Source organism: Streptomyces sp. BoleA5 (genome assembly GCF_000373665.1).
GTDB lineage: Bacteria > Actinomycetota > Actinomycetes > Streptomycetales > Streptomycetaceae > Actinacidiphila.
In genome coordinates, this window is the sequence record NZ_KB892091.1 from 401,120 (window position 1) to 416,502 (window position 15,383).

The 15,383-nt window shown below is 71.6% G+C and carries 9 protein-coding genes and 1 pseudogene; 3 read left to right on the top strand and 7 right to left on the bottom strand.

From position 1 onward, the window contains the following. Window positions 1-174 precede the first annotated feature (174 nt). A complete protein-coding gene (locus B085_RS0105750; RefSeq protein WP_026250720.1) occupies window positions 175-1,791 on the bottom strand; it encodes a purple acid phosphatase family protein in 1,617 nt (538 codons plus the stop codon). A gap of 213 nt (window positions 1,792-2,004) precedes the next feature. On the opposite strand from B085_RS0105750, the gene B085_RS0105755 reads away from it, so the two are divergent. Then, window positions 2,005-2,262, top strand: a complete 258-nt coding sequence (locus tag B085_RS0105755; protein WP_018557609.1) for a hypothetical protein — start codon at window positions 2,005-2,007, stop codon at window positions 2,260-2,262. Window positions 2,263-2,415: 153 nt separating this feature from the next. On the opposite strand, the gene B085_RS0105760 is transcribed toward B085_RS0105755, so the two are convergent. From B085_RS0105760 to B085_RS41375, 3 genes and pseudogenes are all read right to left on the bottom strand, one after another. Further along, window positions 2,416-6,483: a carboxypeptidase regulatory-like domain-containing protein gene (locus B085_RS0105760; RefSeq protein WP_018557610.1), complete on the bottom strand. Its 4,068-nt coding sequence runs from the start codon at window positions 6,481-6,483 to the stop codon at window positions 2,416-2,418. 1,177 nt (window positions 6,484-7,660) lie between these two features. Further along, window positions 7,661-8,692, bottom strand: a complete 1,032-nt coding sequence (locus B085_RS0105765; protein ID WP_018557611.1) for a methyltransferase — start codon at window positions 8,690-8,692, stop codon at window positions 7,661-7,663. 321 nt (window positions 8,693-9,013) lie between these two features. After that, window positions 9,014-9,446 (bottom strand): annotated as a pseudogene (locus B085_RS41375) (hypothetical protein). Window positions 9,447-9,941: 495 nt separating this feature from the next. Between B085_RS41375 and B085_RS0105775 the strand changes: the two are divergent. Next, the gene (locus B085_RS0105775) at window positions 9,942-10,541 is read left to right on the top strand and encodes a hypothetical protein (protein ID WP_018557613.1); all 600 of its coding nucleotides are present in this window, start codon (window positions 9,942-9,944) and stop codon (window positions 10,539-10,541) included. A gap of 107 nt (window positions 10,542-10,648) precedes the next feature. Here the strand turns inward: B085_RS0105775 and B085_RS41380 are convergent, their stop codons facing one another. Further along, on the bottom strand, window positions 10,649-11,131 hold the full coding sequence (locus B085_RS41380) for an SDR family oxidoreductase (protein WP_234018498.1): 483 nt from the start codon (window positions 11,129-11,131) through the stop codon (window positions 10,649-10,651). 257 nt (window positions 11,132-11,388) lie between these two features. Between B085_RS41380 and B085_RS0105785 the strand changes: the two genes are divergently transcribed. Then, window positions 11,389-12,603, top strand: coding sequence for a hypothetical protein (locus B085_RS0105785; RefSeq protein WP_018557615.1), 1,215 nt, complete (start codon window positions 11,389-11,391; stop codon window positions 12,601-12,603). Between the two features lie 208 nt (window positions 12,604-12,811). On the opposite strand, the gene B085_RS0105790 is transcribed toward B085_RS0105785, so the two are convergent. Together B085_RS0105790 and B085_RS0105795 are read right to left on the bottom strand one after the other, a co-directional pair. After that, window positions 12,812-13,612, bottom strand: a complete 801-nt coding sequence (locus B085_RS0105790) for a class I SAM-dependent methyltransferase (protein WP_018557616.1) — start codon at window positions 13,610-13,612, stop codon at window positions 12,812-12,814. A gap of 27 nt (window positions 13,613-13,639) precedes the next feature. Then, window positions 13,640-15,244, bottom strand: a complete 1,605-nt coding sequence (locus B085_RS0105795) for an MFS transporter (protein WP_018557617.1) — start codon at window positions 15,242-15,244, stop codon at window positions 13,640-13,642. Between the last annotated feature and the right edge of the window lie 139 nt (window positions 15,245-15,383).

A 15,383-nucleotide genomic window follows, 5' to 3' on the forward strand; every position in this document is an offset into this window, starting at 1 on the left:
CGTCCTTCACGAAACCCGCACGAACGCGCCATGTATCAGGGCCGGTTCGTTCCACGTCCCGCAGCCTTCAGCGGCTGCTCCGAGCGGCCGAGGGCTCCTGGCGGCAACGCCTGGGGCCCGGGACGTCGTCCCGGGCCCCAGGCGTTGCCCGCTAACGCTGCCGGTCGCGGGGGGTCAGTGCCGGCCGTGGCCGCCGTCGCTACGAGGGCGCTGGAGCGTGAACTTCTCGAAGACCGACAGCTCACCCGTGGGCGTGATGATGTTGTAGTAGGTGACGTGGATGCGGGTCATGTCACCGGGGTGCCGGCCCGGGTCGACGGAGAACTCGGCGAAGCCGTACGGATGCTCGGCGTCACGGACGCCGATCCAGACCGCCGTCTCCTTCTCCTTGACCGAGTTGTACTTGCCGACGTGCTCCATCTGGACGTACGCCGAGTGGTGCCCGTGGCCGTCGGCGTCGTCGGTGGTGAAGCTGTTGTTGGTGATGCCGGACACGCCGCCACCGCCGAGGACCATGTGCGTCGTGCCGTGCGCGCTGTCGATCACGTCGAGTGCGGTCTGACTGGGGTTGGGTGTGAGGGTGACGCTGCCGGGGACGACGCCGCGCACCGCCAGCGAGCGCTCGTAGTCGTGCTCGTGGCCACACACCACCAGGTCGACGCCGTACTCGTCGAACAGCGGGCCGTACGCCGCGCGCAGCGCGACGTCGGCGCCGTTCGCGCCGGTCGCGGAGCTGATCATCACCTGGTGCATGCAGACGACGATCCAGTCGATGTCCTTCGAGGCCCGTGCCGACTTGAGCTCCTTCTTCAGCCACGCGAGCTGCCGGCCGCCGGAGTAGCCGTTGATGTAGACGTCGCCGCCCTCCTGCAGGGCGATGTCGTCGTTCTGCAGGGCGATCACCTTCACCGAGCCGACCGTGAAGGAGTACCAGAGATTGTCCAGTTCGGGCTGGGTCTCGGTCGAGGGCAGCTCGAAGTAGGTCTGGTACGCGTCGAGACCGAGCTTGCCGTTGCCCAGCTCGATCTCGTGGTTGCCCGCGCACGGCATCCACGGACGGAAGCGCGCCGAGCGGCTGTTGTTGGTGAGGAAGTCGCGCCAGACGCGGATGCGGTCGGGCCCGGTGTTGGCATAGCAGAGGTCACCGTTGAGGAGGTGGAACAGCGGGCCGACCTTCTCGACGCCGGTGACGATGTCGGCGGCGGCGGGCGTGGCGTTGGGCTCGAAGTCCCGGCCCGAGGCGTCGGCCGGGTTCGCACCGGTCTTCCACGTCACACTGGGCGCACCCTGGTCGCCGAAGCTGGTGAAGGTGAACGGGGCCCGGCCGGACGGCGCCGTGTGGAAGGTGCCGGCGTCGGGGGTGGCGCCGTCGTGCTGGGCCGCGTACAGGTAGTCGGTGTCGGCCTTGAGCTTGCTGAGCAACGCGTGATGGACCCAGACGGTCCGCCCGGAGGTGCCGTCCACGTACGTCTTCGTCGTCGCGTGCGCGGTGGAGCCGAAGCCGCCGCTCAGCGTGCCGTAGACGACCCGCGGGTTCCTGACGGCCGCGTCGGTGACCCACGAGACGACCATCTGGCTGCGTGGGTCGGCGCCGAAGGTCAGGTGCAGGCCCTGGACGGGCGTGGTGGCCGAGCCGGTGGTGAGACCGGTGACCTCCGACGTCGCCGGGACCGCCTCGGCGGTTCCGGCGCCGAGGACAAGCGGCCCGGCGGCGGCGCCGGACACTGTCGCGCCGAACAGGCCGAGCGCGTTGCGACGAGAGATTCTGGTGTGCTTGGGTTCTTCCGACATTCCGGGGGCCTTTCGCGTCGTCGGGTGCAGTCGCACACCGACGGGACAGCGGCGCTCCGAACCTGACAGCGGGCTGCGGCAGGTCATCAGCGGTGCGCGCACTCACGGACGCTAGGAAGCACGGTCGACCGGAGCGGTGGGACAGGTATGAACGGCAGATGGCGGTCACCGCAACGGACGGTCGTGCACGGCGCCCTGGCTCTGTCTCGGCTCATGCCGTGGAGCGAGGCGCTGCCGCCGGACGAGGTGGACGACCGGGAGGTCACGATCGCCTGGCTGCCCGCTGACGACCGCACGGAAGAGGCCGTCGCCCGCCTCCGTCGGTGTCCCGGCCGCCGGGCGGCAACCGACCTGGTGCGCCTGCTCGTCCGGCAGGGCCGCCGCGCGGAGGCCGTGGCCGTCGTCCCCGACATGAGCACGCAGCGTGCGGAGAAGCGGCGCCGTCTCGGGAAGCGGGAGGAGGCCGAGTAGGCCCCCCGGGACGCCGGGACGCCGGGGGGCACGGGCACGGCCGGCCCCTCGGGGGGACCGGCCGTGCCCGTGCCGCGGGTCACGCCGCAGGGGTGCGCCGACGGCCCGTTCCCGGGGCCGTCGGCGCCGTTCCCGGCGCTTCCCCTTCTCGTGCTACTTGCGCTTCAGGGTGAAGTCGGCGGTGACCGTCGCTCCCTTCGTCAGTTTCACCGTCGTGACGGTCGGCTGGTAGCCGTCCTTGGCGACGATGACGGTGAGCGGGTTGTTGCGGACGTCGAGCCACAGGGCGTACGTCCCGTCGGCGGACGTGGTGAGCGTGTAGCTCGCGGCCCAGCTGTCGATCTGCACGGTCGCCCCGGCCAGCGGCGCGCTGCCGCCGGTGGCCTTGTTGCCCAGGACGACGCCGGTGATCTTGCCCCAGGTCTTGGGCGGGTTGACGTGCAGGCTCACCGGGATGGGCGCCGTGGAGTACGGCGTGTCGGTGCCCACGCTCAGGCTCGCGGTGAGGTCGCCGGGCTGGGTCACCGAGGCGGCCTTGGCGTCCAGCGTGACGGAGACGGTCGCGCTGGCGCCGGGCTGCAGCGTGAGCTCCTGGACGCTCTCGCTCAGCCAGTCGACGTCGCCCGCGCCGCCCTGGTCGTAGCCGGGCAGCACCTCGACCTTGGTGATCGGCCTGCCGGGGGCGTTGCCGCCGCCGACCTTGTAGAAGCCGGCCGCACCGCCGCCGCGGTAGGTGGCGACGTTGGCGTTGGGGAGGGTGCCCCAGGTGCCGGACTTCGGGTCGAAGGCCTGGCCGCGGTTGGTGAGGGCGTTGTTGCCGACGCCGCCGACCATCAGCAGACGGCCGTTGGCCGCGGCGTAGGAGGTACCCCACTGCGGGGCCGGGACGTCCGCGAGCTGCGACCAGCTGTCGGTGCCCGGGTCGTAGGCGTAGGAGTGGACGACGTCGTTCTCGCTCGCGCCGAGACCGCCGGCGCAGTAGATCTGGCCGTCGATGGCGCCGCAGGCCTCCCACGAGATGGGCTCGGGGTAGGCGGCGATCTGGGACCAGCTGTCGGTGCCCGCGTCGTAGACGCCGGCGTCGGTCGTGCCGCAGAAGTCGGCGCCGCAGCCGCCGATCATGTACAGCTTGCCGTCCAGGACGGCCGTGCCGGAGCCGGCGTACGGCTTGGGCGCGGACGCACCGGTGGTCCAGCTGTCCGACTGCGGGTCGTAGACCTCCAGCTTCGCGTCCGGGGAGCCCGACGCGCCCCAGCCGCCGACGGCGTAGAGCTTGCCGTCGATGACCCCGTGCGCGGGGCTCTCACGGGTGTCCGACGCGCTCGCAAGCTTCGTCCAGCTGCCGGCGACCGGGTCGAGGACGTACAGGTCCTTGACGTCGGCCGATCCGTTGTAGCCGAAGGCCGAGTAGACCTTGCCGTCCAGCGTGTCGACGGCGTTGTCCATGAGGGCGCCCGGCAGGTCCGGGGCCGTCTGCCAGGTGTCGTCGGCCGGGGCCGCCGCGGTCGGGCCCGCCTTGGCGGACGCCTTGTGGGCCTTGCTGGACAGCGGGTTGAAGTCACCCTTCACGGTCTGCAGGGCGGCACCCTCGGCCTGTTGGGTGAACCCTCCGGACTGTTCGCCGAGTTTGACCGTGGCGGCGGCGCCGCCGGTGTTCTTGACGGTCAGGTTCTGCGTCTTGGAGCCGCCCCAGGCGACGGTCGCGGAGACCGAGGCCGGGGTGATGGTGACCTTGCCGGCCTTGAGCTTGAAGTTCGCCTGGACGGCGCTGTCGGCCCCGACCTTGACGTTCTTGCTCAGGGAGGTGTACTTCGCCTTGGCCGCGGTGAAGGGGTGGCTGCCGAAGGCCGTCGAGACGAACGAGTAGAAGCCGTCGGAGAGGTTCGGGTCCTCCGGGGTGGCCGTCGTGATGGTCTTCTCGGTCGGCTTGTCCTGGCTGGTGACGGTGGCACCCACGACGCCCGTACCGGTGTTGGCGTCGGTCACGGTGCCCACGACCAGGCCGGCGGGGATCGCGGTCAGCTGCCGGTCGCCGACGAAGACGTCGTCGACGGCCCACCACCAGCCGAAGCTCCCGGCGAAGTGGAAGCGCAGCTGAACCTCGGGCTTGCCGGCGAAGTCGGCCAGCGACGCCTCGATGCGGTCGCCGGTGACGTCCGCGCCGGGCGACCAGACCCTGGTCCAGTGCTCGCCGCCGTCCGAGGTCGCCTCGAGGGCAGCGGACTGCCCGCCGTACTGCTTGTACTCGGTACTGAACGCCACCTCGGGGTCGTTCTTGCCGGTGAAGTCGTAGACCGGGCTGAGCAGCGAGCTGTCCTGGACGGCGCCGCCGCCGAAGTGGTCGCTGTCGATGACGGCGAACGCGCCGTCACCGCCGGTGTGGTTGCCCCGGTCGCCGGGGTCGTCGAACTGCCAGCCGCCCGTGGTGTCCTCGGCGTTGACCACCTTCCAGCCGGTGGGCGGGACGTCGGTGGCGTCGAACGGCTCGGTCGTGCCGGTCACGTCGACGCGGTATCCGGGCGTGTTCGCCGTCCAGGAGTCCGCCGGGACCGCGATGCCCACGGTCTGCGCGGAGTCCCCGACGGTGATCTTCTTGCTGACGGCCTTGTATCCGGGCGTGGCCGACGCGACGTGCAGGGTGTAGGAGTGCCCCTCGGGCAGGTCCATGCTGTACGAGCCGGTCGCGGGGTCGGTCCACACCACGCCGGGGACGCCGTCCGCGGTGATCTTGGCGTAGAGCGGCCAGCCGTGACCGGAGCCGTCGGTGACCTTGCCGGCGATCGTCTGGCTGGGCACCGCGGTGAGGGTGAAGTTCTCCGTGACCGTGGCGTCGTCGTCCACCACGACCCCGTCGGCGGAGTCGCCCGCGTAGCCGAAGGCCTCGACGGAGACGTCGTAGGTTCCGGTGGGCAGGGTCAGGGAGTACGCGCCGGAGGCGTCGGTGTGGGTGACACCCGTGCCCGCCGTCACCGTGGCACCGCTGACGGCCTTGCCGGTGGCGCCGTCGGTCACCGTTCCGGAGATCACGCCGTGCGCACCGGTGCGGAACGCGGCCAGACCGGCCGGCGTGCCGAGACCGGTCGGGCCGTCGAAGCCCTCGGCGCCGTTGCACAGGTACGACGGGGAGCAACTGCCGTTGCTGCCGGTGGTGATGTCGTTGATGCCGCTTCCGGCCGCGTAGGGGTACGCGTTCGGGTACGAGCCGGCTGCGGGGGTGCCGGCGGCGGCGTACACGGAGGCGATGATGGGCGCCGAGACGCTGGTGCCGCCGTAGACCGCCCAGCCGCCGTGGCCGTAGGTCTGGTAGACCGCCACGTCCTCGGCGACGGCCGAGACGTCGGCCAGTGCCCGGTTGTCACAGCCGGTGTCGTGCTGGAAGGCGGGCTTGGGCTCGTACAGCGAGCAGCCGGAACCCGCCAGGCTCCACGCCGACTCGGTCCATCCGCGCGTGGTGGACGGGGCGCGGGTCAGCGTGGTGCCGCCGACCGCGGTCACGTACTGCGAGGCCGCCGGGTAGCTGACGCCGTAGCCGTAGTCGCCGGTGGACGCGGTGATCGCGACCCCGGGGTGGTTGTAGTGGGCGTCCAGCTCCGTGGTCTCCGACGGGTCCTCGCCGTTCCCGCCGCGGTAGTCGGTGCCGTAGGAGTTCGACACGTACTTCGCGCCCATCGCGACCGCCTGGTCGACGGCGGCGGACAGGCTCTCGAAGCTGTTGTCGTCGGCCTCGACCAGCAGGATGTGCGCGTTGGGCGCGGACGCCGAGACCATGTCGAGGTCGAGCGAGATCTCGCCGGCCCAGCCGGGGTCCGGCGCGGGGTAGTCGGTGCCGCCGCGCTGGTCGACCTTGCGGAAGCATCCGTTGTCCGTGGTGCAGGCGGGCAGCCCGAACTGCGCCCGGTAGACGGCGAGGTCCGCTTCGGCGGTGGGGTCGTCGAAGGCGTCGACGATGGCGACGGTCTGTCCGGCGCCGCCGTCGGCCGGCAGGCCGTAGGCGCTCTGCAGGTCGCCCGCACCGTAGCCGGACGGTGTGTCGGCGGCGGGCATCAGGCCCTTGACCGGCTGCACGTCGGTGCGGCGCAGGGCGAAGCAGCTGAAGTGGCCGGGCTTGGCCGTGTCGCAGGTGGGTTCGAAGGAGCGGCGGACGCCGGTGCCCGAGGCGGCGGAGTTCGCGCCCGCGGCTCCCGAGGCTAAGGCCGGTGCCTGTACGCCGAGCACCGCCATGGCAGCGGCGCCGAGGACTGCCAGGCCTCTGGTCACCGTCCGGCGAAACGGGTGGGGGGTTCCTGCTGGTCTGCGCAACGTGACTCCCATGCGTGCTTGCAGGGATCGTGAGCCGTGCACGGCTCCTGGCGACGGCGGACGTCGGAGCGTTCGCCGGAGCCCATTAGCGTGTTCGGTTCTGTTCATGTCAATAAGGAGCCTGAGGCGACGAATGTGACGCAAGGTCATGACACGAGTGCGGAATGTGCGCGCCGCGTTGCGACTTTAGATGTTTTGGGCGAAACGCATGGTGCTTTCGTGTTCGCTGAGTGAACGCCACGCATTCGCTGTTCGAAACTGTTCACTGGGCGTATCGGGGGCGTGTATACGACACGCGACGCAAAGCCGCCAGCGCCCATCGGGCACCCGATCCGGCTCCCGTACGGCCATCCGCGCTGGTCAGCTCTCCCCTCCGGGGACAACTCGGCCGCGCCTGGGACCCGCTGGGCCGCAGAATACCTTTGCCGGCCCTTGACCTGCCCGTCTCCCCGCCCGATCGGGCCACAGGCTCCGTCGACGCCCGGCCAGCCGGGCCGGGCTTTCATGATCGTCCGCCATGGCGCCCGGCGGGCGCCGTGCGGGGACGTGACGGCTCCCGATGCCGGGGCACCCGCGGCCGATGCGCCGCGCTGGGCACCTACGAGAGCAGCCGGACAGAGGCGGCGCCGGCTGACCTGGCCTGCGCGCGGATGCCGCCCCCTCCCCCACTCGCAGGCGGTCCACAGTCACGACGCCGTCGCCGGCTGCTTGTCCGCCACCACCCCCCTTGTGGCTGCCCGTCCACGCGGACGCGGTGACTGTGCTGGTGGGGCCGGGCGCGTGGTTCATCGATCGCGTCCGGGTGCGGGGCGAGGCCGCCGCCCGGCCGAACCCGTCTCGGCAGGGCTGAGCGACCCGTGCGCAGCGCCGGCCGCCAGGCCCCCGCACTGCGGCGGCCATCCGCCGCACGGAACTGCTCATCGGCGCCTCCTCCCCCGCTCCCTCGGTCAGCGGGCCCGAGCCGCACACGCGCCTGATATCGGGAGACCTCCGACGCCTTCGACACCGGCACGCCGGCCCGGGTGCGTGACGTCGCAGAGCGCCCGCACCGACGTTCAGTGCCGGACGCTGCCGCGAAGGCTCCACCGAGGACCAGGGATCAGTCGGTCTCCAGCTCGATGATCTTGAACTGGAATCCGGTCGGGGTGACGGCCGTGCGCCGCCATCCGGATGCGGCGAAGAGCGTGTCGAATTCGGGGAGATCGCGCTCCTGCCCGGGCAGCATCGCCAGCATGTGCATGTCCGCGAGCGGTTCGAAGCCGGGCGCTCCTATCTCCCCGATCACGTTCTCCACGACGACGACCCGCGCGCCCGGGAGTGCGGCGGCACGGCAGTTCCGGAGGATCCTGACGCAATCGGCGTCGTTCCAGTCGTGCAGGACCATCTTGAGGAGGTACAGGTCAGCCGGCGGGACGGACTCGAAGAAGTCCCCGGTGACCGCTGTGAACCGGTCGGTCAGCCCCTGCTTCCCGGCCGAGGCCTGCGCCGCGGCAGCGGCATGGGGCAGGTCCAGGCTCTGCCCGCGCAGCGTCGGGTTCGCCAGCAGGAGTCCTTGCACCAGCGCCCCCGTACCCCCGCCGACGTCGACCGCGACCGTGCTGCGGGTGGTGTCGAGCGCCTGGGCGAGGTCGCGGTTGAGCTGTTCCGACATGCCCGACATGGCGACCGAGAAGAGTTCCGCCTCGGCGGGGTTGTCACCGAGGTAGGTGAAGAAGTCCGTGCCCAGCGCGCTTTCGATCTGGGTGCCGCCCTTTCGGACAGCCTCCGGGAACCGCTCCCAGGCACGCCAGTGAGAGGGCCCCGCCCACGTGAGGGCCACCTCCCGCAGGGTGTTCGGTGCCCCGGTGCGGAGCAGCCGGCTGAGCGGGGTGTCGGAGAACCGGCGTTCACCCTGGTACTCCACCAGGCCCAGCGAGGCGCAGGCGCGCAGGAGCCGGTACGTGGTGGCGGGGTCGCTGGACTCCCGTTCGGCTATCTCCTCCGCGCCGAGGGGCCCATCGGCCAGGTGGTCGGGGATGGAGAGGTCGACTGCGGCCCGAACGATCTGCGTCACCCAGTATCCGCTGAGCATCTGCAGCAGAACGCCGGCGCTTGCGGCTTCGGAGGGTGGGTTCTGGCGATTCTCGGTCATCGGAAAGCACACCAATCAGAACTGGTTCAACGGTCAACCAACTGTAGCCCGGGGTGAGACGCCGAACGTGTGCCCCCTACACCAAAAGCGCGCAATCGCAGAACATTCGGCACAGCTTCGGCGGAACGTTCACCGCGATTCACGATCCGGGTCCCGGCACGAGCCGAGGGCCCCGCGCGTCGTGACGGGAACGTGCGAACCATGCCCGCGCACGGCCCCGCCCGACTCCTCGGGCGACCCGCCACGACACGCGCGCAGTCCGCAGCCGGGCCACTGTCCTCGTGGCGGCCATCCACGGGCGGCCGTGATCAGCGCGCGTCGCTACAGCTCGTAGTCCCGGGCCAGCTCTTCCCAGCGAACGCCGCGCAGAGCAAGGTCAGCGTCCTCGCCCCGACGGCACGTCCCGGCCGGGCTGGAACCAGGCGACGGTGAGGACGGAACGGTGCAGCACCGGGTCGGCCTGAGGAGCGACCGCTGTCGAGTGGAAGACGCCTGTGCAAGCCACGGAAGGCAGCACCTCAACAGGACCGAAGGCGCCGGCGGTCTGGTCCGGGTACTCACGCGAGGGCGGAACGAGATGGAACGGCGTGGAAGGAAAATCGCGTTCGCCCTGCCGCTTGAGGCCTCTGACCTTCATGTCGTTGATGCGCTTGCACGGGTAGCCCTCCAGCATCCCCCCGTAGGTCGACGACATCCGCAGCTCGGAGAGCTCGATGGAACGACCGGACGAGAGGAGTACGTGGCTCAGGGACATGCCGACAGCCTATGCGCACGCTTCACTTCCGATACACGCCCTGGCTCCCGCCGCGGGTTCTGCGTACCGGGTTCGACAGCGAGCATGCCGTCCCCCATGAGGGCCTGCCGCCCGGCCTGGCGTGGCCGACCGAGCGGCCGGGCCGGGCCAGGCCGAGCCGGGCGCTTCACCGATCGTTGCGCGCGCCCCGAACCGCCCGCCGTACGGCAGGATTTCGGACCGCTTCCATGCAGGTGGGGGCGCCCCGCGCCGACGTGTTGTCAGACCTCCGCACTACACTCACCGCGCGTGGCTCCTCCTGCCCGGCGTGCTGTCTCTGCACGTACCGGCATGGGGAGCCGGACACCTCGGGATCCGTCCGGGGCGGCGCAGTCAACACGCCCACCGCTTGGCCATGTGACGCCCTGTCACCGGCAGGTCGTGCAGTGGGCGGTGGCCACGTCGCATGCCGCGGGTCGCCGAACCGTCCGTGGTTACACGAAGAAGGGAAAGAACGTGAACACCGAGAAGGTTGCAGCCCGACGTCTCACGGCCGAGGAGGTTTCGGAGCTGGGCCTCCAGGACGAGATCTTCGTCCCCGCGGAGATGGAGGAGCTTCGGCTCGACTGCTTCGTACCGGCGACTCTCACCAAGTCGGGCAAGAATTTCGAGGGCGGGTCCTTCACCGCGAGGACCGTCTTCGGCGACGAGGTCCACGTCCTGCCGGACAACGCCGAGGAGCGCGGTATATGGGTCGCCGACAAGGCGGGTGAGGAGATCGAGGTCCTGCAGAAGGCCGGCGTCCTCCTCAACCTCGCCCTCTTCGTGCCCGACGGGAACGCGGAGTCCCTGGCGTCGCTCTACGCCGCCGCCCGGGAGGCGTTCGGCGCGGGGATCGTCCAGCGCTGGAACGAGGAAGTCGTCGCGGTGCCGGACGTCAAGGTCGACCTGTTCGAAGAGCCGGCCCGCGGGCGGAAGGGCACGGGCGGCCAGAACCGCGACCGCCGCGCCCTGGACATCTACCCCACCCGCGTGCGGTTCATGGAGGCCAGCGCCGGCTGGAAGTTCGTCCTCGAGCCGCACCAGGAGCACGTCGACGACACGCCGACGATCTGAGCCGACGGGCCCCAGGCCTCCCATCGGCACGACGCCCCCTCCGGACCGGAGGGGGCGTCCTCGTGCTCGGCCGGGCCCGGCCCGGCTCGGCTCGGCTGTCGGCACCGTCAGGCGATGCCGCCGTTCAGGGTGAGGTCGATGGCGTTGGCCATCGGGCTCTCCAGCAGGAACAGGCAGCCGTCGACGATGTCCGCCATGGTCGCGAGCCGACCGGTGAGCGTCATCTTCAGTGCTCCGTCCTGCAGTTGTTCGTTGTCCACGACGAAGGGGCTGTCCACGATCGCCCACGGGTGCAGCGAGTTGACCCGCACCGGTGCCAGTTCGACGCTCAGCGTGCGCACCAGGCCCTGCACGGCGGCGTTGACCGCCGTCAGCGTCGTCGAACCCGGGTACGGGAAGTCCTTGGCCATGCCGCCGAACAGCAGCACCGAGGCGTCCGCGGACATCCGGGGATACAGCGTGGTGACCACGGCCGTGTAGCCGACGATCTTCGTCGTGGCCAGGGTCGTGGCCGCGGCCACGTCATAGGCGCGGGCGGTGTTCCTGTCGCGGACCATGCCGACCAGCGCCAACCGGTCCACCTGGGGCACCGGTTCGAGAGCGGCGGCGATGTCCGCCGGACGGCTCAGGTCGAGTGCCAGGCCCGTGACCGTACCGCTCGTGGCGGCGCCCGGACGAACCTCGAGAGGTCACTGTAGCCCGGCCGGTCACGCGCGCTGTGGCACCGCCCGGGAGCCGGGCGATTCAACCCGAGGACAGCCGAAGCGTCAGTCAGTGGGCGGGTCAGACCCCCGAGCGGTGCCAGGTCCCAATCTCCATGTCAGTGAGGGATGTCATCCTCGGCTCCATGGATCACCCTGCGCGGATCACCGCGTTCACAGGTCTTGTCGGACCGCCGCCCGGCCCGGCGCCCGCCGTCGACTGGACGGCGGTCGAGGGCTGGCTTGGCACCCCGCTGCCCGGTGACTACAAGGCGCTCGTGTCGGCGTACGGTGCGGCCGAGATAGGCGGCCCGGGTGCGGCGATCCGGCTGCACCCCCCGTGCGTCAGCACCGACGGCCGCTTCGAGTACGCAGCATGGATCGTCGAGACGCACCGGCACTCGGCGATCCGGCCCGGCATGTTCACCGCGCATCGGCGCCCCTTCCTGCCCGAGGAGGGCGGCCTGCTCGCCTTCGCCACGACGAGGAGCGGCGACCACCTCTTCTGGAACACGGGCGCGTCGGACGACCCCGACGAGTGGCCGGTCACCCTCATGACCACGAATGTGGCAGTCGGGGTGAGTGAGCCCTGGGTGGACTATGAAGTCCCGTTCCTGGAGCTGCTGTTCACGCTGCTGCGCACCGGCGTGCCGCACCCGGGCGAGCCCGGCGGGCTGCTGGGCCCGTTGTCCTCACAGATACGGGTCTGGCCGCCGCTGGCCGGGGCCGCACCCTGGTCGCCCCCGCCTGCGGGCACCGCCGTGGATGCGCGGCAGCGCGCGGCGCTCACCGAGGGTTCGGGCCTCGACGCCGTCATGGCGCTGGTTCCACCGCCCCTGGAGCCGTATCTGGGCGAGGGCACATGGGAGCAGGTCTTCGAGCGGCTCGGCACCCGGCTGCCGCCGGACTTCATGGCGCTCGCGGAGCGGTACGGGGCGGGCAACTGGAGCTGGTGGCTGGACATGAGCGCCCCACTGTCCCTTGACCGGCCACGGGAGCAGGGGCTCGCGGCCACCGTCGAAGGCATGCTTGACGGATACCGCCAACTGCGCGCCGCCCATCCCCAGTACTACCCGATGCCCGCGTGGCCCGAGCCCGGCGGCTTCCTGCCGTTCGCGTCGACGATCGACGGGGACCAGATCGGCTGGTGCGCGGACGGCCCGCCCGAGACATGGCGCGTAGCCGTCAACCCACGCCACTGGGATCAAGGACCGCCCCTGCCAGGCGACTTCACGGCGACCCTGCTCACGTGGTTGCGCGGCGGACCCGCCGGATCCGGCTTCCCCGGTCTGACCGGCCGGGACCTGCATCCGCTGGACGTCATGTTCTTCGAACCGTATGGGCCGGGCGCGCCGTGGTGAAGGCTCCAAGACCACGGGCTGGGGCCTCAGCATCGTTGCGGACTTTGATCAAACTTCTGGCCGCTCGTTGATCTACAGGAGTCCCTTTGCCGCCCAACCCCCTTGCCCCGCAGGCCGCAAACGCAACGCAACGGTGTCGATCTTGGCGTGTTTCCACCACGTCCGGCGGGGCGCGGGGATCCAGGGCGAGACCGGCCCGAACGCTGCTCTACGGGCTGCGGAGCGCCACGGCCAGGACGGCCGGGTCCCTCCTCCCCGGCAGGGGAACGAAGCCGTGCCGGGCGAGGTCGGCGGCCATCCGGGCCCTGGTGGCGGGCCACATCCAGAACGTCTCGGTGTGCTCGCGCAGCACCCGTCGCGGGTCGCGCACCCAGTAGTCGAAGCGGGTTCGGATGCGGTTCCCCTCGGCCGACATCACCAGCCGCCCGCCGTAGAGATGCCCTCCTACGCGCTGTTCGGGGTAGACCTTCACGACGTCCCGGGAGGGGAGCCGGGACGGGGGCAGTTGCAGGATCAGGGATCCGCCGGGCACGAGGGCCCTGGCCACGGAGGGCCACAGTTCGCGGCGGGCCGCGGGCGGCACGGCGGCGACCGTGTTGTGGCACACGGCGACGTCCGCGACCGACCGCAGCCCCGCCTGCCGGAGTGTGCTCGGGTGCACGGTGACCCTTCCGCGCAGTTCTGCGGGCAGCATGGCGAGCCGCGTCATCAGGGGTGCGCGCATGGCGCGGGCGGGCTCGACGGCGTGCACGCGCACGCCCGACTCGGCGAGGCTCATCAGCGTCACCCGTCCGGTGCCGGCGCCGATGTCCAGGACGCCCAGGCGGGCGTCGGCGACGTCACGGCCGTACAGGCGGCGGACCCGCTGCTCGTCCTGCCGGGCCTGGAGGAGGTCGTAGAACTCGGCGCTCACCGTGTAGTCGTCGTCCTCGGTCGACGGGGCCGGCGCGGCGTCCACGGGCGGCGCGGGGAACCTCTCGAGAACCACGGTGTGCTCGTCCTCCTTCACGGTTCGTTCCTTGATGCGGTTCGGGGGTCAGTCGGCGGCGCGGCGGTGGGCGAGCCGCGGCACCGGCGGGGGCTCCATGAGCCAGCCGTGCACCCGGACATGCAGGTGGTGGGGGGCCGTCGCGGTCTGCCGGAGCGTGCCGAAGGCCAGGGCCGCGCCGATGGCGAGCAGGCCCGCGCACAGGGGCATCGCCTGGCTGTACGACGCGTCGAAGGCGGTGGCCGAGCGGTAGGCGTCCGGGCCCATCCCGGCGAGCAGCGGCAGCGCCGCCACGGCGACCAGCCCGGAGGCCCGGGCCGCGGTGTTGTTGATGCCGCTGGCCAGCCCCGCGTTCGCGGCCCGGACCGACGACAGCAGTGTCACGGTCAGCGGTGCGACCAGGACGACCATGCCGGCGCCCATGACCAGCAGGGCGGGGAGGACGTCCCGCAGGTAGGAGGCGCCGGGGCCGACCCGCAGCATCATCAGCATGGCCGCGCCGCAGACCAACGGGCCCACGGTCAGCGGGACGCGCGGCCCCAGCCGCTTGGCGAGCTCTCCGGAGGAGGACGAGAACGCCAGCATCAGCACCGTGTTCGGCAGCATGGCGGCACCGGCCGCCAGCGCCGAGTACCCGACGACGATCTGCAGTTGCAGGGCGGTCAGGAAGAAGAAGCCGCCCGTTCCCGCGTAGACGCACACGGTGATGAGGTTGACCGAGGTGAACTGCCGGGAGGAGAAGACGGACAGGGGCATCATCGGGTCGGCGCTGCGCCGTTCCACGAGGACGAAGGCGGCGCCGGCCAGGACGCTGCCGACGGCGGCGGCGACGGCCGCGGGCCCGGCGTCACGGGCCTCGGTCAGCGCGTACGTGGCCAGGGCGAGGGTGAGCGCGCCCAGGGCCGCGCCCGGAACGTCGAAACCGTGGTGCCGGCGCACCGGGGCACCGGCAGCGGCGGCCGGCCGAGGGTCCTCGCCCGCGGACTCCGGGACGTGGCGCAGCGCGACCGGCACGCACAGGACGGCCAGCGGCACGGACAGCAGGAACGTCCAGCGCCAGCCGGGACCGTCCACCAGCCAACCGCCCAGGAAAGGGCCGAGAGCCGCGCCGACGCCGCCGAAGCCCGACCACAGGCCGACCGCGCGGGGCCGGTCGTCGGGGTGGAAGGAGGCCTCGATGATCGCCAGCGACCCCGGGGTGAGGAGGGCCCCGCCGACGCCTTGCAGGGCGCGGGCGGCGATCAGCGTGCCGGTGCCGGGGGCCAGTCCGCACAGCAGGGAGGCGACCGCGAACCACACGACGCCCAGGACGAAGATCCGGCGCCGTCCGAAGCGGTCCCCGAGGGAGCCGCCGAGCAGGATCAGCCCGGCCAGGGTGAGCATGTAGGCGTTCACCGTCCACTGCAGGGCCGCGAGGTCGGCGTCGAAGTCGGCCCCGATGTGGGGCAGTGCGACGTTGGTGACCGTCGAGCCGAGCTGGACCACGCCGGTGCCGAGCACGGTGGCGAGCAGGATCCACCGGCCCCGGGCGCTGGACGTGCGGATGGCGGGCTGAGCGTCCGCGGGCTGCTGCCGGGAGGACGGGGCGGGGGCGGTGCGTGCCGTGGCGTGTCCTCGCGTCGGCCGTGGACGTGGACGCGGGCGGTCCGTCATCGGGGTCCTCCGGGTTCCGGTGCGCGGGGCGGGCGAGGGGGCGGTGGGCGCGCGGGCCGGCTCGGGCGGCGCGGCGCGGTAGGTATGACAGCGGGGTGCCCCGAGGTGTGACACCGCCCCGGCCGCCCCCTCGTCCGGC